The following is a 20,134-nucleotide window of genomic DNA, read 5'->3' as shown; positions in this document are numbered from 1 at the left end:
GTGTGGGGCGACCACGGCCAATGGAGCGATCCGAGTCCGACCACCCACCTGATCCTGCCTGTGCTCGACGGTCCTCACGTCCGGCCGGATTGAGGCCAACCGCCACCCGTCGGGCCGATCTGCGCCCGAGCGCTGGTGCGGCCGCACAAGTCGGTTGTCCGGCCGTTCTCGGACGGTGCGCGTCCGAGCCCAGAGGTCCCAGGAGTGAGCCGGTGTGTGCCCGCGACGGTCCTCCCGCTGAGGTGGTGTGCGCCGGGGACCTCACGCCCAGCCGGTCACAGCCCGATCGTTGGTGCGCCAGAGTTCTCCTGAGGTCGCACGCTGGTGCACCAGAACCGGTCTGTGCCAGACCGCTCGGGAACCGTGCCGGTCGGCGACCCGACCGCCTCACGCCTCGACGCCGCGACCGGTCTGGAACCGGCGCGGATCCGACCGTCGAGGCGCCGAACCGGCCTCTCGTATGGACGCTCGTCGCCGCCGGGTCCCGTGGCTGCTGCGGGGTTTCCGTCGCAGCCCTATCCCCCGGCGAACGGGGGCATCACGTCCACGCGCGCCCCGACCTTCGTCGACAGGTCTCGTGTGAAGTCGCCGTCGTCGCTACCGGTGGAGACCAGAAAGCCCGCCACGCCGAGGATGCGGGCGAGGTCTGGTCCGTGCCGGTCTATGAGCACCGTGCGCAATTCCCGCAGATCCGCCCGCGCGGTGAGGTTCACCGTCTCCGACCGGATCCCGGTGACGGCCTCCGCCGCCGCGAAGTAGTGCACCTCGACCGCTTTCGTACCCTCACCCACCGATGGCTCCCATACTCCGTTGCGGCGGAACGAAATCGGCTGCCGCGACCCCGTGTCCCGCCCACTTGTTCCACATCGCCGCACGCCACAGGTCGGCGATCTCGTCGTCACCGGCGCCCGATCGCAGCAGGTCGCGCAGGTCCGTCTCGTCGTCGCTGAACAGGCACGAGCGCACCGTGCCCTCCGCGGTGAGGCGGGTGCGGTCGCAGTCGCCGCAGAACGAACGGGTGACCGAGGCGATGATGCCCACCGTCGCGGGTCCGCCGTCGACGAGCCAGCGTTCGGCCGGCGCCGACGGGTCCTCCCGACCGGCGGGGGTCAGCGTGAACCGCGTGCCGAGCACATCGAGCAGTTCCTGCGCCGGCACCATCTGCTCGCGCGTCCACGCCTGGTCGGCGTCGAGGGGCATCTCCTCGATGAATCGCAGCTCCACCCCCTCGTCGAGGCACCACTGCAGCAGGTCGGTCGCGCCGTCGAGGGTGTCGCGCATGAGGACCGCGTTGACCTTGACCCGCCCGATGAACGTCTTGGCGGCCCGGATGCCCGCGAGCACCGAGTCGAGGCGGTCGCGGCGCGTCAGCGCGGCGAACTGCGCCCGGTCGACGGTGTCGAGGGAGATGTTGATGCGGGTCAGCCCGGCCAGCGCGAGGCCCTGGGCGCGGTGTTCGAGCCCGACGGCGTTACTCGTGATGGCAAGGGGTACATGGGGTGCGATCTGGGTGCACCCGCGGATGACGTCCTCGAGGTCGCGGCGCATGAGCGGTTCCCCGCCCGTGAAACGCACCTCGCGGACACCGAGTTTGTGTACGGCGATGCCCACCAGGCGGACGAGTTCGTCCGCCGTCAGCAGCCGCTCCCGCGGGATCGCGGGCAGCCCCTCGGCGGGCATGCAGTACGTGCACCGCAGCGAGCACTTCTCGGTGATCGACACCCGCAGATCGCGCGCGACGCGGCCGAAGCGGTCGACGAGACCGTCGACCGGAGGCCGATCGGAGACGTCGGGCATCTCCGTCCTGACGGACGGCATCCCCATCACTACCTGAACCACGAAGCCACCGCCCGAACACTCAGCTTGATTACATACAGAATTGTATTCACCTGATTGTCGGGGGTCGGCTGGGGTTTCGCAACCAGAACCGGCTCCAAGCCCGACGCCGTCTGCACTGTCCGAACGAACGCCATCGGGTTCGTCGAGCCCGACCCTCCGCGGAACACCCGGCACGGCGCGTTCTCCCCTGCCCCGGCTCCGCACCGAGGTGCAGTCGCCAGGTGCCCCCCGCAACCGCGTCGCACCTTGGGTCACGTCTTGGCGGGTGGCCGGCCACGACACGTAACCGCGCGACGGTGACCGCGTCGAGCGCGAGTTCGGGGCGTGGCCGCGTCGAGGGCGACCGGGCGTCGATTCAGGCGTGGATGAACGCGATGGACTGCTCGCCGCACACCCAACGGTTGGCGGCACTCGCGACTGCGGACGGTGCAGGCGCATGCGAAAGGCGACGGGTTGCTGCTCGCAAACCCCGCCACCCACCCGGACGGCGTTCCCACCCCTCAGCCCGCCGCGCACGACTACCTCACCCACGCCGAGGTCGAGGAACTCGCCCAGCGGTGCGGCCCGCAGGGCGATACGTGCGCATCCTCGCCCACACCGGGCTGCGGTGGCGTGAGTTGACCGGCCTGAACGCCGCTGACGCCGATCTGACTCGCCGCCGGGTGCACGCGTGCGGTGCTCGATTCCCCAGGGCTGCGGAACCCTGACCACCGGCAGCCCCAAGACCCGCGCCGGCGTGCGCACCGTGCCGATCCCCCGGTCCCTGCTGCCGACGCTGAACGCCCGCATCGGCAGGCGCCCGCGCACCGCCGCGGCGGTCACCTCGCCGCGTGGGCCCGACTGAGCAGGGAGAACTCGGTGCGGGTGCTGCGGTGGCGCGAACAGGTCACCGCGCTCGGCCACCCCGACCCACTGGTGAATGATCTGCGCCAGCCTGGCCTGCGCCGCAGGCACCGACCTGCGGTTGCCGCAGGTCGGCGATGGGCCACGCGCCATCACCGTGACCCCCACACCTACACCGACCTGTTCGACGGGGGGCTCGACGCGGGCGCCGACGCCCTCGACGCGGCGGTGCGCACGGCCCCCCGGCCAGTCGGCCCCGACGGCCCCGCCGGGCGCCGACGAGGAGATGTGGGATGCCCCACACCGCGCGCGAGGGGGAGAAACGAAAACAGCCCCGGAGATCCGGGGCTGCGTTCTTGGTGTATCTGGTGGCCAGGGCCGGGATCGAACCGGCGACCTTCCGCTTTTCAGGCGGACGCTCGTACCAACTGAGCTACCTGGCCAGACGGCGCCGGTGCTGATACCGAAACCTTTGCGACCCTGACGGGGCTCGAACCCGCGACCTCCGCCGTGACAGGGCGGCGCGCTAACCAACTGCGCCACAGGGCCTTGATTTACTTGTTCCGACCGACCCTCATCACTGAGTGCCGTCCAGGCGTACCCCCTACGGGATTCGAACCCGCGCTACCGCCTTGAAAGGGCGGCGTCCTAGGCCGCTAGACGAAGGGGGCCGGTCTCGCTTCTCCGCTGGGAGCTCGCATAGCTTATGACAGGTTTTGCACACAACACAAATCGGCTGGTCAGAGGGACAAAACGGCGATTTGCGCGAGGTAGTTGTGCGGCACCGCGGCACCCGTTCCGAGTGACGTTCGGAGGGGTCGGCGGCGCCCGTCCCTGCTCCTCTCGGGGAGGCCGCCCCGGACGTCCGAAGTCTCTCGCCGGTACGCAGTCGGAGACTCTCAGGCGCACGCGCGGCGGCCGGCTCGACACACCCGCAGGCCCCCGCTCGCGGCGCCCTGAGAGCCTGTAAACTCGTCGACGCCCCGACAGGTTCGGGGCACGCCCCTATAGCTCAGTTGGTAGAGCTACGGACTTTTAATCCGCAGGTCCCAGGTTCGAGCCCTGGTGGGGGCACCGACAGGCGTTCCACAGAACGCCGCTCGCAACATCCGGTCCGCAGCGGGAGCAACCGCTGAATCCGAGGTCCTCCTCTCGGACGGATGCTGTTGAAAAGCGATGCGAATCAACCATTCCCGCCAACGATTGCGCTCAGTCAGTTCGACGGATCATCCACTCCGCGAGGTTCGCGAACGTGTTTCGGGTTCCCGCACCGGGCCCAACCTCGGCGTTGATCGCGTCGACTGCTGCCTTGCGACCACGGGCACTTGAACGCCTCGACGATCCGTCCCTCTCCCCAGGTGACGACACGAGTCGCAGCGGTCGTCATCCCTTTCCCCTCCGTGTTGGTCAAAGGCTCAATCCGATCAACACCGAAGCGGTAGTGCTGGTTCTGTCCACGGAGTTGCGGCAGCAGGTTGCTCCACCGATTCCTTTCAAGCAGTTCCAGCGCCTTGGCCGGCTTCTCCTTCAGCGGCCGGGCGGTCCTCGATCATACGGTGCCCTCTGATCCGCTCAGGTCAGCGGCCGAGTGGTACACAGGTAGGACACCACGTGTAGGCGTCCTGCCAACTGTCCGACTCCGCGGCGATGTGGTCCTCTTCCTTACGTTTCGCCTCCGTGGGCGCGATCTAGATGTCGCAGTCGACGAGAATCCGTTCCTTCGTGCTCAAAGTTGAATCGAGGGCCCCAAGCTCGTCAGGGACGAGGCGCTGGTCCTCAGAGGTCGCACTGACGACCGCCGCGTGCGCTTTCGATCGCACAACGACCCGCGCATCTGGCATCCAGACGTCGAACGTGGGATGCACCCTCCATACTCTGCGCCACGTCAGACATCGCGGGCGAAGGACTCCCAGTCAACATCCCGCGACGCCCACGAGGGCTGACACTCCATCCCCGGTACTTCGACAGTGAACTGTGCCAGTTCGACCTGGGCGAGCGGTACTCCTCGCAAGGATGCGACCAGGTCACGCGCCATCAGGCGGGCCTCCTCGAGGTTGCGACCCTGCGTGTACTGGGCGACTTCAGGGACGTAGACGAGCCAGAACTCGCCGTCCCGACTCGCTTGTGCGCTGATTCTCATTGTTGCCACCAACCTCATCTGGGTCCCGCCGTTCGATCCCGACTACCTGATCGCCGGCGACTCGTCGACGAGCAGTCCACCGACAGGTGATCATCACGCCCCTACCCGCCTTCAGGGTAGGGGCGCTCTGTCGCACCTGAGTCCAGGCCGCTGAACCGAAAGTGCCGAGACTGCCCACTGCCTCACCTCCAGGCGGCTCGGAAAAACGAACCTTTGGATCATCGCTTAACACGTAGCCGGTAGGTGGAGTGTCCGGGGTAGCACCGAAACACTTCGCCCGTCCGTCGGCGACGACCTGCCGACGGGCCTGTTCACACGCCTGGCGGGTGCTGTACGGACCTGCTTCGCGGTCGTTCGACTGGTAGCTCTTGCCCGACGGCTCGGGTCGAAGACCGAGGAACCGAGACCCTCAAGGAAGCCGCAGTGCACCACCCGCCCGATCTCGCCGGCGAGATCGGCGTGGGCCGGTGCGACTGGGCGCAATGAGGCCACAGACGGTATACCGATGGTGACCGCGATGCGTTTCAAGTCAGCGGAGCATACCGGGGACACGCCGACTGCAGCGCCTTCTGATCGGACGACAGGTCACGCCACGCCGCGTTACGAGCGGACCCCGCGCACGAGGCCGAGGCCGGCGATCGCTTCGCGTCGCCGCTTTGGAAACCGGGTATAGATTTGCGTCGAGGCAGCGCTCGTGTGCCTCATCAACTCCTGGACGATGCAGATGTCGCCCAACGAGTCTCGATGGATGGTCCTCGCGCGAAGTTCCTGAATCTATCTTGCGCAGTGAGATACGGGTGCACGCTGCCACCCTGGCGTCCACCACGCGTCCCGTGTTCACCCACAGGCAGCAGCATCTGGATGGCGGCGCAGTATTCAGCGTCAGGGTGACAATTGCTAGCTCGGACGCACCGACTGGCCCCGAGGTCGCGTAATGACTGCAGGAGCCTCAAGAAGCCACACCGTGTAACGACTGCCGAGAATTGCACGACCCACCCAGATCGCGGTTACAGTGAGCGCCACTGCCATGCACGGAGGCACAAGAAACTCAACAAACCCGTTCGCCGTGAGTCTCGTACCCAGACCGGTCTTGGTAACCACTGCACTGATGACCGAGATCGCAAAGAGATGCAGAACATACACAGGAAGGGTTGACCGCCCAACCCACTGCATCACCTTCATCCCCATGAACTGCATTCTGATCAGCGCGAGTGCCTGACTGCTGATGAAAAGGGCCACGGGAGCGAGGAGCACCTTCGCCTCGTCGCGCACTCCCCAGATCAAGACCGGAACCACCAGCCCCGCGTAAAGAAACGTCGACGCCGCCAGGTAACTCCAGCGGGCACGTTCCATCAACGCGAACCACAGTGACGGCAGGCACGCACCCAGGTAAAACCACACGATATTCGAGGCGGCGGGCCCCAACTTCAGCGGATCCAACGGGTCTCGCATGATCGATTCAGTAAGAACACCGATCCACGGAGACACAGCGGAGACGCAGGCGAGTGGCAAAAGGATCCACAAACGTGCTCGGGCGGACAGCACCCTGACCGTAAACCATGTGAATATGAAGTAGACAGGCAATGCCCACAGATACCAAAAGGGGTGGGTAGCAGAATGCTGAGCAGCATCTCGAAGATCGTAGGTGCTGCTTCTCCATCGCTCGCACCGGGAACAAAGAGCCGAGCCAAGAAAAGCACAGTCCAAAGCACGTAAAGATACAACAGCCCTACAGTTCTTTTCCTACTCAGATCCAAGGGTCGACTTAGAGCCTTTACCGACATAAGCCCAGAGATCAAAAAGAACAACGGCATCCGGAATGGCGCAAGAATATCATTTACGGCCAACCAGAAGGCGGCGTTACCGTCGACCTGTTGATCGAGCCAGATTGCGAAGTGACCCAGGACAACCAGAACCATACAGAGCCCCTTGGCGGCATCCGGCCAAGCCATACGGATTGGAGCAGCAGATGGTTCGATGTCTGCGTTCTCAGCCTCTCCATGTTGCGTCGTCCAATATTCGTCCTTCACGTGCCCGCTCCTCACAGCTGGTATCCGATCGTTTCGGAAGAGTGCTGAACAAATCCCATGTGCAAGCCGTTTGATGGCCAGGGCACACCAGTCCGTCAAGAGAGATCGGCGAGCTATCTGATCGTCGCGGTTGCGACCAAGCTCAGTGCAGTCACACACGACGCACGAACCTTGCCGGAGCCCCCGCGTACACGGAGTTCGGCCGGCAATTCTCCTCCACGACGGCATCTGGAGCGATCACGGCCCCTTCCCCTACCGTGACCCCCGGCAGAACCACCACGCGGGCACCGAGGTTGGCGCGTGCGCCGATGAGCACCGGTAGCGCCCCGTTGCGCGTCGACGCACCACCGCGTGCCTCACACTTGGTGACGATCCTCGTACCCGTACCGAGGCGGGCGTCGGTGCCGACGTAGACGGGGGCAGCGGCTTCGATGACAACGTCGTCCTCGATGACCGCACCTGCGGCGACCGCGATGTCGGGACCACGGAACTGGACACGACGACCGATCACACAGCGGGAGACATCGACCCCGAGCGCACGGAGCAGGCGCCATCTCGCGGACGCGGACACCAGGGGTACCGCGCCTACACCGCTGACCAGTCTGGCTCGTTGCGCCTCGACGAGGCCCCGCGCGATACCGTGCACCCGCCCATCATCTCCGACGCGGCGTCGTGGGGAGACACCCTGGTGTCACCCGTTCGGATGTTTTCGGTGTATGGCACGCAGGTATCGACGGCCGGCGAGACCGACATCACGAGATGCCCACCTATTCGCTCCCGTCCCGAGTCTTCGACCCGTGCTAAGGGCGCGAAGACTTCACCATTTCCACCCCGCTCGACAGTCCCGACTCCGGCGCCCCGGTCGGCCGGTTGTGGTGGCCCGTCGTCACCTCGGCACGCGAACTCTCAGAACCGTAGTAGGCGTAGGCATAGGCAGTGTCCCGGGTCGGGACATCGTTGAGAACACAACCAAGGACCTTCAACCGGGCCAGCTCCATCTGATTTGCTGCCTGTTCGATCTGCGGACGTCCGGTCCGACCGGCACGTGCGACCAGGAGGACTCCGTTCATCCATTGACCGACAGCCATGGCATCGGACACCGGGAGCAGCGGCGGAGAATCAACGACGACATGGTCATACCGCTCACCGAGTACATCGAATCCTCTTCTCGCGCGCTCCGACGCAAGGAGTTCGCCCGGGTTCGGCGGAACGGGACCCGAAGCGAGCACGTCGAGGTTGCGGAACCCGCTCGGCTGGATGACGTCGAGAATCTCCGCATCACCGTTGAGGTAATCGGTCAGACCCACCGCCCCGTTGACCGGCAAACGGCTGCCGAGGCCAGGCTTACGTAGGTCCGCGCCAACGAGGACGACGCGACGACCGAGTTCGGCCAGTGCGAGCGCGAGATTGACCGCGGTGGTCGTCTTACCATCACCGGGTGCGGGGCTCGTCACGAGGATGCGCGGAGACGCAGCATCCACGGTCACGAACTTCAGATTGGTGCGCAGACGACGGTATGCCTCCGCCGTGGGCGAGGCACCGCCGGCGAAGTCCGCGGCTCGGTCGGACCCCAGCTCATCGGAATTGGGCACGGTGGCGAGAACTGGCCCCAGACCGGTCGACTCCAGGTCTTCTTCGTTACGCACCCGCGTATCGAGTCGATAGAACGCGACCAACAGCACAGCGGCCACGGCGAGGCCACCGAGGAGGCCCAGCACGATGTTGAGTAACGTGTTTGGCGTCACCGTCTTTCCACTCGGTGACGCCGGAGTGATCACGGTCAGGGCTGCGACCGGCCGCCCCCCGTCGATCGGGCGCTCGAGCGATGCGACGTAGTCAACCATCGACTGGGCCACGGCATTGGCGAGGAGCGCCGCCTCGACACTGTCGGAATCCACTGCGGCGATCGTGAGCAGAACGGTCCCCGGCTTACTGGTCACCGTCAATTTGGAACGGGCGTCGCTGATCGCCAACGGAAGGTCGTTGTCATCGATCGCCTTGCGCAGGACGACCTCCGACAGGGCAAGTTCCGCGTAGGACACCATGCGCTGTTGAGACGCCAGAGAGCCCTGGTAAGCGCTCTGGGCGTTCGTATCGGTGGCCGACGTGGCGTATAGGACGGCCTGAGACTTGTACTGAGGTGTCGTCGCGAGGCTGACCGCCACGCCGGCCACGGCCCCGACCGTGACGCAGACGGCAATCACCCACCAGCGCCGAGCAATGACGGATTGTATTCTGCGGAAGTTCTTTTGCGCTCGCCCGGCAGACGCTCCCGGCACCTCGGAAACCGGCGACGAGGATGTGAACGGCAATCCACTGTGTACGGCAGTCATAGTGTGTTCTCCTTGTGGTTCCGCGAGCCAACCGTTTGCTCAGGCCGGATCATTGGTCGCTGCGGCATCTGTCGTGATGCGAGATCTGCGTGAGGTTCACCGGACACTGAAGACCTCCGAAAGGTCGCGACGAACACTGGCCGGGACGACGCCGTCGGGTTCGGGGACTCCGAACGCCAGGCCGACCGCGATCCGTTCGCCGGGGCGCAGTCCGAGTCCTGTTGCGAGTGCTCGCTCCTCGGCAAAGGTGTTCCCGAATTGCAGGAGACAGGAACCGATTCCCTTCCATTGCATTGCGTAGACCAGCGTCATCGCGAAGAGCCCGGCGTTCAGGTAGCCCTGGTTTCGCTCGCCGTAGAAGTCGAGACTGCGCGCGTCGAACGTGACCACGGCCATTCGGCACGTATCGAAGTCAACGCCGCCGGTGCCATGCAATGTTCGGTAGAGGAGTTCTTTCGACGTCGGATCATCGAACACACGCAATCCCACCATTTGACGATTGCAGGCCGACGGCGACCGCATCGCCAATTCGATGCACAGGCGCAGGTCATCGTCCGACACCGGTTCGTTCGAGAAGCGACGGATCGAGTGACGTCCCCGGACGAAGGCGTCGAAAGCCAGCGTCTTCCACGACTCGGCATCGAGTTGCGATGGCGTGGCGACGCCCGCACGGAAGTCACACTCCCACGGCGACGACTCCTCCAGCAATGCCTCGAGACGTCCACGGATCGGTGACGCCTGACCGTCCTGCCCGCAGGACGTCATGAACTCCGTCCACGACCGAAGGACCTCGATGCCGATCGAATATGACGAGGACACACGGGTTTCCGGGGATGCCTCCTCCAAGAAGACCAGAAGGTCCGCGGCCTTCGCCCGCCCGAAGGGGCGAGCGTTACGGTACGAGAGCCCCTTCTCCAACGAGTGAGAAAGGATCATGATCCGGTACTGCTCATGCTCGGGGTCCGGGCCTCCGTCGAGCAGATGACGACTCATGAACGTCGCGTCCGCGAAGTATTCCTTGTAGACCTTGGCCCTCTTCACGGTGCGTCGAAGAGCTTGCGATTGCTTCAGGCGCGCTTTGAGATCCATGGTTCACCTTCTTTCTGAGCATCCTGACGACCGAGGGTTCAGCCGCGAGAACCACAACGAAAAGACCTGCGAGGAACAGGGCCTTGAGAACAACCGTCCATACCTCACCCAGCACCGTCGACGACGCCGGGAAGATGAACAGGGCGAACACCACGCTGGTGGCGCCCACGACTTGCAGGCGCAGCACGCGCCCCCATGGGATGCCGGCACCGTTTGCGCGGACGGCGAGACGGCAGGCCAGTCCACTCATCATCAACCGCTGGACCACCTGGGCCACGGCAATGCCGGTCAGTCCCCAGACGAGGGTCAGCGGGATGGCAGCGACGATCGACACCGCACTCGCACTGGTCGAGACCGCCATCGCCGCCCGTGTGCCCCGGTCCTGGAAGAGCAACTCGGTCAGCGACGGATAGTAGAGGGATTTGACCATCATCGACAGCGCCAGGATCGGGACGATCTCGGCGGCACCGTGAAAAGACTTCGGGGTCAGGATTGCGAGCGCTTCCGGACTGAACACGGCGGCGGCCGCGGCCAGGAGCACATTGGCTGCAACGAAGCCTGCGATGACATCATGCATCCGGCTGCGCCAGCCGAGAGCACCGCGTTTTGCCTCCGTGAAGTAGAACGGCATGAACGCGCGGTGCATCGCCGTCTGCACGGCGTCGATCACGCTGACGACGTACATCGCGATGTTGAACAGACCGACGGCCGCGGCGTCGAGGATGCGCAGGATCACAAGTCGAGTCGCGAAAGCGGTCGTCTGCAAGGAGACGGCGTGCGGCACCATCGGAAGCGAGTACGCAAGGATCTCGCGCGCGTCGGATAACCGGAACCGCGCCCACAGGGCGCCGGTGCGAAGCGCGTCGACGACGCACAACAGCGCCGTGACCGCGTTCGCACACAACAGCGCCAGACTCGTTCCGGCAACTCCCATCTCGACCGGACCGACGAACGCGACCGTGAAGGACGCATTCAACAGAAAGTATCCGACCGAGCACGCAACGAACCGGGCCGGCCTCTCCGATGTCTGCAGAAACGACAGATACACCAGCGTCATCGGCTGGAAGGTCACTGCGACGACCGCGAGAGCGACCGCCGGGAAGAATCCGAGACCGGGAAAGACCACCGGGCCATACAGCGGTCCGGTCACCAGCAACAGCACTGTGAGCGTGACGCCGACCACGGAGAGCACGGTGACAACTGCCGACAAAGCGACCCGACGACGCTGTTGCGCCTGAGGATTCGCGCGCTCGTCGTCACCGAGATGGCAATACCGCATGACGCCGTAGTCGAGGCCGAGTGTGGCGATGGTCGACATCAACAGCGTCGTGGTGACCAGCATGCTGAAGTAGCCGTACTCGTCCGGCGTGAGCAGTCGCGTGTACACCGGCAACAGGATCGCCGCCGACATCTTCTGCAACAGCGACGCCGCGATGTAGATCGTAGAGTTGCGGGCGACCGCGGGCCGATGCGCGGTCATAAACGGTCCTGTAGCGTCTCGATCAGCATGTCCACCGCCGACACCGCATGCGCACGTTCGCGTTCCAGGGCATCGAACATGTCCTCTGTGTCTTCCGCCCAGCCCGCGAAAGCGAGCTCCTCGACCTTGTCCAACAAGGAGTCGACACGACTCGGGCTGTGGTTCGTCAGGTCCACATAGCGGTCCTGGCAGCCCAACTTTCCGAGAATGTTCTTGATCTTGCTCTCGTATACCCCGTACACCGGTTCACAGTCGAAACTCACGAATTTCGCACCAGTGCGGACACCCATGCACGTGCCGTGAAAGAAATCGGTGACCACGCAATCGAATTCAGGGAATCGCGTGGCGAACTCCGCTGGCGTGAGCCGAATCAGTCGCGAGTCTTCCTGCCGGATGAAGCATGAATACAGGTCTGCCCGCTCGCCGAATCTCCGTGTGATCGCGGTCCCGATGGCCCGGTTCTTGGCCATGACGAGAATCTTCGGGCGTGCCACCCGGCGTTCGGTCGCGGCTCGGACATCACCGTCGGGGACGAGTGAACGGCAGATCAGGGTCGGGTCGATGATCTCGACCGATGATCGAGAGGCGAGCTGACGGACGAGATCCCGGGTCGTGGTGTCGCGGACGGTGAGGAAGTCGTATCCGTCCAGCGAGCTCCGTAGTACCTTGCGGTCGTCCGCGCCCAGCGCGCCGAGATCGATGCGGTTTGCCGACGTCGCGAAGCTCGCCTTGGGGCCGGGAAGACTGTTCGGCAGGTAGTAGATGCTGTTGATGCCGATATGTGCGAGGTTCCACACCTCGTCCGAGCCGGTGATGTACCCGTCGTAGCGGTTCGCCAGGAAATCGGTGGCTGCAGAACGGTCCTCGATGTTGATCCACCGGGTGTCGAGCGTGGGCAGCGCGGGCTCGATGAATTTCCTCATCGACCGGAAGTTCAGCGCGCGCGTCACCCCGAAACTCGGGTTCCTCGGATTGGCGACCGAGAGCAGCCGTCGCCTACGCACGGTGCCCACATCCGTGGGAACCAGCTCGAACTCGAAGCCCGGGGCGCGTTCGGACAACACCTTGAGTGTCGCGTGGGCCTGCAACACGGTGCCGTAGTTCTCCGACTGCGTCAGAGTCACGATCCCGACCCGGGGTCTACCGTTGTGCGACGCCATCAGTGAGACCGCTCCTTTCCACAGATCGAGTCGCCGTACGCTGCGCGTGAATCCAGCGTTCGATGCATGCGAGCACGAGGAACAAGACCACCCAGTACGAGGTATGCGTGATCAGCCGCGACGTGATCAGCACAAAGAAGGTGTAGGTGATCAACAGGCTCGCGATCCGTGAACTGCGCCCCAGGTAGACCAGGGCCCCCACGTAGGAGGCGACACCGAGAAGTCCGACCTCCAGGTAGACACGGAGAGTGTCGTTGTGCAGCTGTGAATTCCACCTCGTGCCGAACTGGTTGTCGACGAGCTCCATGAGCATCGGGTTGAGCGAACCGAATCCCGTCGACTGCTGCAGGAGTCCGGTGGCAACCCGATAGATCTCCAAGCGTCCGGTGGTCACGGTGTTCACGTCCACCCCGAAGCGGGTGTACGCATACTGGACGAATTCAGGGGAGTACACATACATCACCGCGAACGGGCTGAGTACGCCGACCGTGCCGAGCGCGAGCAGATACTTCCTCGACGGCCGCGAGTCCGACCGAAGCCACCTCCCTCCGACGATCATCACGGGAGCGAGGACGAACGAGGCTCGCTTCAGGGAGAGCATCGTCATCCCGGCAGCGACGGTCGCGAGCACCCTCCGGTTTCGGAACACGAAGTACGCCTCGACGACGAGGAGGTCATGGGCGAACGATGATTCGAAGGGCGAACTCGACGAGGACCAACTGATCTCGTTCAGACTGCTCAGGGAGAAGTCGCTGGAGAACGCGAGGACGAAGTACAGGACGTACCTCGCCAGCAGGATGATCACGTAGATGTCGAGTTGACTGTTCGTGGCGGTGTTCACCACACACAGTGCGATGAGCGCGGGGCCGAGGATGTAGAAGACCTGACCCGCCGATGTCCAGGTGAACGCCTCGATGGTCGCAAACTCCCGAATCCACGAGATGGCGACCAAGACAGTCGAGGCAGCGACGAGCACCAAAAACGAATGCAAGAAATGGATCTCGCGCGTCGTCCGGCGCCGGATCACCACGAGCCACCCGACCCGCGCCGCCGCGCCGCAGAGAAGCAGCGCGAACGACACATAGTAGATCCCACCAGGTAGGGATCCGGCCATGTAGACGGCATGAAGGATCGCGTACGCGGCGAACAGTGCGAGGATCGTGTACTGGATGACCCGACCGTCACCCGTGGGCGAACCCGTTCCCGAGTCCACGGCACCGGTGCCCGATCCGGACGGATGCACGGTCCGGGTCATGTTGCGAGTCCTTCGATGTATCGCCACGACTCCGCAGCCAGCGTCGACAGACACCTGGCAACGTCCTGAGCCTCGTACTCTCCCGACGTCGGCAGGTCCATCTGGTCGGCGGACACCGCCAGGTGCCGAAGATCCACCGCGTCCAGGAGATCGGTGAGTCGAGCAGCGCCCTTGTTCGGGAGCACCGGATACACGGTCCGGCCGAAGATGAGGCTGAACGACAGCCCGTGGAACGAGTCCGTGATGACGGCGGCGGCATCTCGGAACAACGCGACGAATTCCTGCGGCGATGCCAGATAGTGGCTACGGTACGGGAAACCCTTGAGCCTCTTGATGTCGACGTTCACCCGACGGACCGGTAGACCCGATCGGCGGCTCAGCTCCTCGACCCTTGCATCGAAGTGGGGGGTGTTGTGGAGTTGATAGACGAGCAGGTACGGCGATCGCGCCGCAACCCGCACCCGCGCGGAGAACTCGTACCAGAACTCCCGCCCGTGGAGCAGGACGGGGTCGACATCACGGCGGACGTCGAGGCCGAGCGCTTTCAGATGTTCAGCGGCCGAGGGCTCACGAACGGACACGGCACGGAAGTCCGCCAGCATCCGCTTCACTGCGATGTCGTCCACGGGCGCCGACGATCCAAAACTTCCGGCGTAGCTGTACTTCTTACGCGAATCGTCCAGTTGGCTGAGGAAGTAGGTCTCGTCCAGGGTCCCGTGGACGACGTTCCATACCTGGTCGCTGCCCACGATGATCCGGTCGAGATCACGGGCGACGGCCGGCAGGTCTGCACCATCGCCGACCATGTGGGTCAGACGCAGGTTGGCCTTCTGGAATCGGCGGAATCGGCTCGCCATCACGGCGAAGTTCGGTCCCTGGATCGCGAGATATGCGGCGCTTCCGATCCACGACTCACGCATTCGCGATTCCCGTAGGCTGGACCTCGCGAGTCCGAACCTGCCGTCCGACGGCGGCACGTAGTCGACCACGTGGACATCCGCGCCCGCGCGGGCGAGGGCTTGCTGCAGCGCGATGGCCTGAAGCAGCGAACCATAGTTCGGATAGCAGTGTCGCGTGAGGATTCCGACTCGGTTCATCGTTCGCCCCCGTGCTCAACTCCGGCGAACCGCCGCGGCGGGGTCAGCTGAGCCTCGTAGACGGACCGAAGAACTTCCGCCACAACCGTTGTCGACACGTTGCTGCGTGCCCACTTTCGGCACGCCTCTCTGATGGCCTGACGCTCGTCGCCGTCCCGTGCGGCGGCGATCATGGCCTCGGCGAGGACCTTCGCGGCTCGGCCTTCGTCCGATTCCGGGAGCTTGACCACCGTCACCTCGTCCATCCCCCGGAACGTCTCCCACTCGCCGACGTCCGTGTACACCGCAGGCGTTCCGCACGCCAACGACTCGAGGATGACCATGGGGAGGACCTCGGCCCGGCTGGGCAAGACCGTGACCGTGGCCGCCGCGAGTTCTCTCGTCACATCCTCGCGCCCCAGTTCTCCGATGTAGCGCACTTCGTGACCGGTCGCGGCCAGCAACCGAGACTCGATCTCAGTGTTGCCTGATTCGAGCGGGCCGGCAATCAGCAGGCGAGCGTCGGGTAGCGCGGACTTCACCGTCGGCCACGCGTCAAGCAGTCGGTCCACGCCCTTCCGTCCACCCACTTCCCCGGCGAATACGAACGTCGGGCAATCGGATTCGCCGACACGCTCGACAATGGTCTCGTCGATGAGTGCCGAGGAGATCGGGTTCAGCACGATGGTGGTGTCGATCCGAGGGTCGATCTGACGGACCAGACGCTGATGCCGCTGTCCGAGGCATATCGCTGTCGCAGCCGATCTGAGGACGAGCCTGGTGAGACGTGGGTACGTCGCAACATGCCTCTCGAAGTCGGCACCGTGCAGACTCACCACGCACGGTTTGCGAAGTGCACGAGCCAACAGCACGATCATCCCCTCGCGAACGAAGCTTCCGAACTCGCTGAGGTGGACATGGACAATCGTCCAGTCACGTCTGCTCAAGATCAACCGCAAGGCGACGTGAAGGGCCGTGGCCATAGAACCCACTCCCCTCCTTCTTCCCCAGGTAGGCATCGCCACCTGCTCGAAGGGGGCAGAGTCCATGTGGAGGTATTCGTGGATGACGGTGGCCATTCCACCGGTCCCGGTCGGCTCCGGGCCGATCTGGACGACGACCGGGGTCGCGGGTTCGCCGGCACCGTCCGGATTCACTACCGATGATTCGATGCCGTTACATGCGAGGGCTCGCTGAACAATCGTCGTCTCCGAAGCCCAGGCGGTTTGGACCGCGATGGGAAAGAACTTGGGTCCGACGAGCAAGTATCGCCGCCACAGTCTCCGCGGTTCACTGGCGAGACGCCACACCCATTCGAGCGCACACCGCTGCATGAATTGAGGAGCGCGTCGGACCTTGTCCGCGGCGAAGTCCACTGCCGCACCCGACCCCACGTACGCCGCCGGCGGAAGGTGCTTCTTCCATTCGGCATACCAGCTCTCCTGCTTGGGCGAACCGAGGCAGAGAAAGACCACGCTGGGTCGAAGTTCTCTCAACTGCGCGATGACATACTCGGAGGACTGATCGGCGACGGTCTCGATGAACGGAAACGGGACCGCGACCACATCTGCGCCGGTGAGGCGAGCCAGGTTCGAGGCTGCCGTTCTCGCGGTACTGTCCCGTCCCCCTGTGATGACGACCCGCCATCCGGTCTGGCTCGCTCGTCGGCACACGTCGAAGAGCAGATCGGCGCCGGTGTTGCGCCCGACTGGCCGTGATCCGAGAAACGCAGCGAGCTTCGCGACGGGGACACCGTCGAGGAGGGCAAGGTCTGCATGTGCATAGCCGTTCCTCGAATCCTCGCAGGTTTCCAGGCGGATCACATGATCGACATTGGGTGTCACGACCAGCCGTGGTGCCCCGGAGTCGACAAGTGTCGCAACGTGTTCGAGCACCTCGTCGGCACCTCCCGTCACGACCGGGACGCCACCTATATACAGGTCGTCACCGACCCACGTCAGCGCATTCGAATTGTTCATTTCGTCCTCAGAGAAAGCCAGAGAGCAAAGGCGAGCGGTAGATGTGGCGGTTCAGTAAGCGCCGTCTTTGGCGAACACAGCCTTGACGGTCCGCCAGAGGATCATGAGGTCCTGCATCATCGACCAGTTCTCGACATAGGTCAGATCGAGTCGAACCGACTCCTCCCAGGACAGGTCCGACCTTCCAGAGACCTGCCACAGACCTGTCATCCCTGGTTTGACCAGCATTCTTCGTGCGACGTGGCCGTCGTAGAGGGCGACCTCGTCCGGAAGCGGCGGGCGGGGTCCGACGAGACTCATCGACCCGCCGAGGACGTTCAACAACTGAGGCAACTCGTCCAGGCTGTATCTCCGGAGGAAGGCGCCAACCCTCGTCACGCGCGGATCGTCTCGCATCTTGAAGAGCACTCCGGCTCCTTCGTTCAGAGGTCGGAGGTTCTCTTTCAACGCATCGGCATTCTGGACCATCGAACGAAACTTCCACATGCCGAACGGGGAATTGTTCAACCCCATCCGCGTTCCGCGGTAGAAGACCGGTCCTTGTGAATCGAGCTTGATCGCGACCGCGACCACGGCGAAGACCGGCGCGAGCAACACGAGCAGCATCGCGGCTCCCAGCCTGTCGACAAGTGCCTTGCGAAACCGATTCGCACCTTCGTATCGCGGCTTGTCGATATGCAGCAGCGGGAGACCCGCGACCGGGCGAACCATCACCCGAGGACCGGCGACGTCTGTCACTCCCGGCGACACCATCATGTCGACGTTCAGTCCCTCGAGGTCCCAGGACAATGTCTGCATCGCGTCATGCCCCAGAGCCTCTGCGGAAGTGACCGCGACAGTGGTTGCGCCTGAGTCGATCACGGATGTACAGACGTCGTCGAACGTTCCGAAGACGGGCACCTCATCGACGCCCACCCTGACCGACTCTCGCTGACCCGCTCGATTCGGCAGACACAACCCCACCACGCGGTAGCCGAGATCGGGCTTGTTGAGGAGTCGCTCGATCATCGGAACGGCCGAGGACGTGCTCCCGACGACCAGAACGCGTTCGAGGTTCTCTGACCGCATGCGCTGACGTTGGAGGTGCTGTCGCCACAGCCATCGCGACAGAATCAATCCAGCAGTCCCCACCGGCAACGCGATCGCAATGAATCCACGCGCAATGTTGAGGCGGAACAGTAGGTCGACCATCGCAAGCCCACCGAATACGGTCAGACACGCACTCACCACGCGGCTGTACTCCTGCGAACCGGAACCAACGATCCTGCGGTCGAAGGTCTGAAACGCCCGCAACGCAAGAAGCCAGGTGGCGATCAGTCCTGCGGAAACCAGCGTCGCCGGCAGCGGCGCAGATGCTTTCGGCGTCAACGAACCGTCGGCGCCGAACCTGACGAACTGGGCGACGCCCACCGCCACCCCGACGACCGCCGCATCGCTCCATGCCAGTCGGACCACGTAGCCATGAATCCACGACCGTGCACCGTCACGCCCCCTGCTGAGAAAGCGCATCCTTGTTGTCGCGCTTGCCGAATCCCACCCCAATCCGTCATAAGCCGGACGATGGGCCACGGGTAACCTCCCACAGAACAGATGATTGAACTCGAGGGTGGCGATCGGCCCCGACGCCAAGTCACCAGAACGTTGATCAACGTTCGTGCCGCAATTCTCTTTACGGGTGAACAGAGCCTATTTCAGAGAGGCCACTAGTACAACTCGGGGGGCGATGTAGTTCGGTCGGCCGACATTAGCCATACAAGAAACTCCACTCAATTCAGTAAATTCACGAGAAAGCCTTTTCACTCGAAAATTTGGACAGCAGTCGCGCGTCGCGGACGGTCCCACGCAACGACCAAACCGCCCTTGATACACCGCGGAACCCGCCCTTCTACAGGGACTTTCGGCCCAAGTAGCAGAACTTCGGGTGATTGGTGTCACATTGTCTCAATATTTCTCACCCGACTCGAAACCAACCACCGATCCGCCGACCTCACCGTTCCCCAACCCGCAGATTAACTACTCTTCGAGAGGGGTAAGATTCACAAATCTTCGGGTAGAACAATGTGCCATCGCCATTGATGGCCAATGCCGACATCGTTTCTTCACCTTGACAGTGAGTTGCCGATCGGTTAAATGCGGATCAACGCCACGACTTTTGCCAACGCGCGCGGGCTGCGTCGCCGGCGAAGCGACGCGGTTCCGGCCACGTCTCCGGTGCCAGGAGACCATCGCTTGCACCCCGACGAGCCACAGGGATACTTGGCGAATGGCTACCCAGGCTGTCGATCCGTCGTTCTTTCATGCACTGGTCCTGCTCAACCTGCTGTTCATCGCCGCGGCCTGGAGCTTGGCTCGTCCGTCCTACCGCTCCGCAGCAGTGCTGGCGCTGTCCGCATTCGCGTGGTTCATGTGGAACGGACAGATCGAAGGACGAGTACTCGTCTTCGTCACCATCGAACACGGATTCACAGAGTCCGACGTCCTGTCCATTCTCGGCATTGCCATCGCCGCTGTGACTGCTGTGCGAACGCGGGAGCGACGGAGGCACACGGACAGCGTCTGTTAGCCGCCACCCCGCCGGACGAGGTGGCGGCTGTACGAAACCATGCACACGTGCCATGCGCATCGCGGCCGCCCCCCTTGGCATCTCGACTCGGCTCAGTCAGGGTGCACACCTTTCGCCGAGTTCGCCAAGCACAGGTTGGTGCGCCGCGGCGGAACCGTCGAAATCATTTCAGCCAAACCACTTTCAGCCGAGATATGGTGATCCCGCGAGTCCGAACAACTCGTGCGGGAACTGTCTGACGCAGCCGCAGTCGAGATCCAGCGACACCCAGCGGTGTCGGCACCGCGTCACCGACGAAGACGGCAACAGCCCCGCCTGCGACAGCCGAACTCTGCGCGCGTGTGTGT

16 protein-coding genes, 4 tRNA genes and 1 pseudogene are annotated in these 20,134 nt (G+C 63.9%); 4 read left to right on the top strand and 17 right to left on the bottom strand.

What is annotated here, in order from left to right:
- Positions 1 to 515: 515 nt before the first annotated feature.
- A complete protein-coding gene (locus ABFT43_RS03710; protein WP_347959019.1) occupies positions 516 to 791 on the bottom strand; it encodes a MoaD/ThiS family protein in 276 nt (91 codons plus the stop codon).
- On the bottom strand, positions 784 to 1,797 hold the full coding sequence (gene moaA, locus ABFT43_RS03705) for a GTP 3',8-cyclase MoaA (RefSeq protein WP_347959018.1): 1,014 nt from the start codon (positions 1,795 to 1,797) through the stop codon (positions 784 to 786). The genes ABFT43_RS03710 and moaA overlap by 8 nt, the downstream gene beginning before the upstream one ends.
- A gap of 468 nt (positions 1,798 to 2,265) precedes the next feature.
- On the opposite strand from moaA, the gene ABFT43_RS03700 reads away from it, so the two are divergent.
- Both ABFT43_RS03700 and ABFT43_RS03695 read left to right on the top strand, forming a co-directional pair.
- Positions 2,266 to 2,460, top strand: a complete 195-nt coding sequence (locus tag ABFT43_RS03700) for a hypothetical protein (protein ID WP_347959017.1) — start codon at positions 2,266 to 2,268, stop codon at positions 2,458 to 2,460.
- A gap of 49 nt (positions 2,461 to 2,509) precedes the next feature.
- A complete protein-coding gene (locus ABFT43_RS03695) occupies positions 2,510 to 2,683 on the top strand; it encodes a hypothetical protein (protein WP_347959016.1) in 174 nt (57 codons plus the stop codon).
- 365 nt (positions 2,684 to 3,048) lie between these two features.
- Here ABFT43_RS03695 and ABFT43_RS03690 read toward each other — a convergent pair.
- The 3 genes from ABFT43_RS03690 to ABFT43_RS03680 all read right to left on the bottom strand — a co-directional run bounded on the left by ABFT43_RS03690 (position 3,049) and on the right by ABFT43_RS03680 (position 3,353).
- Positions 3,049 to 3,125 (bottom strand) — tRNA-Phe (locus ABFT43_RS03690).
- Between the two features lie 32 nt (positions 3,126 to 3,157).
- Positions 3,158 to 3,231, bottom strand: a tRNA-Asp gene (locus ABFT43_RS03685).
- A 49-nt stretch (positions 3,232 to 3,280) separates the two neighbouring features.
- Positions 3,281 to 3,353 (bottom strand) — tRNA-Glu (locus tag ABFT43_RS03680).
- 330 nt (positions 3,354 to 3,683) lie between these two features.
- Here ABFT43_RS03680 and ABFT43_RS03675 point away from each other — a divergent pair.
- A tRNA-Lys gene (locus ABFT43_RS03675) sits at positions 3,684 to 3,756 on the top strand.
- Positions 3,757 to 4,567: 811 nt separating this feature from the next.
- Here the strand turns inward: ABFT43_RS03675 and ABFT43_RS03670 are convergent.
- The 12 genes and pseudogenes from ABFT43_RS03670 to ABFT43_RS03620 all read right to left on the bottom strand — a co-directional run bounded on the left by ABFT43_RS03670 (position 4,568) and on the right by ABFT43_RS03620 (position 18,733).
- Positions 4,568 to 4,822: a type II toxin-antitoxin system HicB family antitoxin gene (locus ABFT43_RS03670; protein WP_347959015.1), complete on the bottom strand. Its 255-nt coding sequence runs from the start codon at positions 4,820 to 4,822 to the stop codon at positions 4,568 to 4,570.
- Positions 4,823 to 5,719: 897 nt separating this feature from the next.
- Positions 5,720 to 6,529 carry an acyltransferase family protein gene (locus ABFT43_RS03665; protein ID WP_347959014.1) on the bottom strand — a complete coding sequence of 270 codons (810 nt, stop codon included), beginning with the start codon at positions 6,527 to 6,529 and terminating at the stop codon, positions 5,720 to 5,722.
- A pseudogene (locus ABFT43_RS22670) lies at positions 6,520 to 6,774 on the bottom strand (acyltransferase family protein); the annotation flags it as partial. The gene ABFT43_RS03665 and the pseudogene ABFT43_RS22670, both read right to left, overlap by 10 nt.
- 229 nt (positions 6,775 to 7,003) lie before the next feature.
- Entirely contained in the window at positions 7,004 to 7,423 is a 420-nt protein-coding gene (locus ABFT43_RS03660) for an acyltransferase (RefSeq protein ID WP_347959013.1), read from the bottom strand.
- A 229-nt stretch (positions 7,424 to 7,652) separates the two neighbouring features.
- On the bottom strand, positions 7,653 to 9,185 hold the full coding sequence (locus ABFT43_RS03655) for a polysaccharide biosynthesis tyrosine autokinase (protein ID WP_347959012.1): 1,533 nt from the start codon (positions 9,183 to 9,185) through the stop codon (positions 7,653 to 7,655).
- A 96-nt stretch (positions 9,186 to 9,281) separates the two neighbouring features.
- The gene (locus tag ABFT43_RS03650; RefSeq protein WP_347959011.1) at positions 9,282 to 10,226 is read right to left on the bottom strand and encodes a nitroreductase family protein; all 945 of its coding nucleotides are present in this window, start codon (positions 10,224 to 10,226) and stop codon (positions 9,282 to 9,284) included.
- Entirely contained in the window at positions 10,135 to 11,754 is a 1,620-nt protein-coding gene (locus tag ABFT43_RS03645; protein WP_347959010.1) for a lipopolysaccharide biosynthesis protein, read from the bottom strand. Before ABFT43_RS03645 ends, ABFT43_RS03650 begins: the two co-directional genes overlap by 92 nt.
- Positions 11,751 to 12,878: a polysaccharide pyruvyl transferase family protein gene (locus tag ABFT43_RS03640; RefSeq protein WP_347959009.1), complete on the bottom strand. Its 1,128-nt coding sequence runs from the start codon at positions 12,876 to 12,878 to the stop codon at positions 11,751 to 11,753. The genes ABFT43_RS03645 and ABFT43_RS03640 overlap by 4 nt, the downstream gene beginning before the upstream one ends.
- A gap of 16 nt (positions 12,879 to 12,894) precedes the next feature.
- Entirely contained in the window at positions 12,895 to 14,169 is a 1,275-nt protein-coding gene (locus tag ABFT43_RS03635; protein ID WP_347959008.1) for an O-antigen ligase family protein, read from the bottom strand.
- Positions 14,166 to 15,266: a polysaccharide pyruvyl transferase family protein gene (locus ABFT43_RS03630; protein WP_347959007.1), complete on the bottom strand. Its 1,101-nt coding sequence runs from the start codon at positions 15,264 to 15,266 to the stop codon at positions 14,166 to 14,168. The genes ABFT43_RS03635 and ABFT43_RS03630 overlap by 4 nt, the downstream gene beginning before the upstream one ends.
- The gene (locus ABFT43_RS03625; RefSeq protein ID WP_347959006.1) at positions 15,263 to 17,224 is read right to left on the bottom strand and encodes a WecB/TagA/CpsF family glycosyltransferase; all 1,962 of its coding nucleotides are present in this window, start codon (positions 17,222 to 17,224) and stop codon (positions 15,263 to 15,265) included. The genes ABFT43_RS03630 and ABFT43_RS03625 overlap by 4 nt, the downstream gene beginning before the upstream one ends.
- 51 nt (positions 17,225 to 17,275) lie before the next feature.
- On the bottom strand, positions 17,276 to 18,733 hold the full coding sequence (locus ABFT43_RS03620) for a sugar transferase (RefSeq protein ID WP_347959264.1): 1,458 nt from the start codon (positions 18,731 to 18,733) through the stop codon (positions 17,276 to 17,278).
- Positions 18,734 to 19,487: 754 nt separating this feature from the next.
- Here ABFT43_RS03620 and ABFT43_RS03615 point away from each other — a divergent pair.
- Entirely contained in the window at positions 19,488 to 19,787 is a 300-nt protein-coding gene (locus ABFT43_RS03615) for a hypothetical protein (RefSeq protein WP_347959005.1), read from the top strand.
- The last annotated feature ends 347 nt before the right edge of the window (positions 19,788 to 20,134 follow it).

The organism is Gordonia aurantiaca, assembly GCF_039939235.1.
GTDB lineage: Bacteria > Actinomycetota > Actinomycetes > Mycobacteriales > Mycobacteriaceae > Gordonia.
The sequence above is the reverse complement of the archived record's forward strand: the minus strand, read 5'-3'. Positions and strand labels throughout refer to the sequence as shown.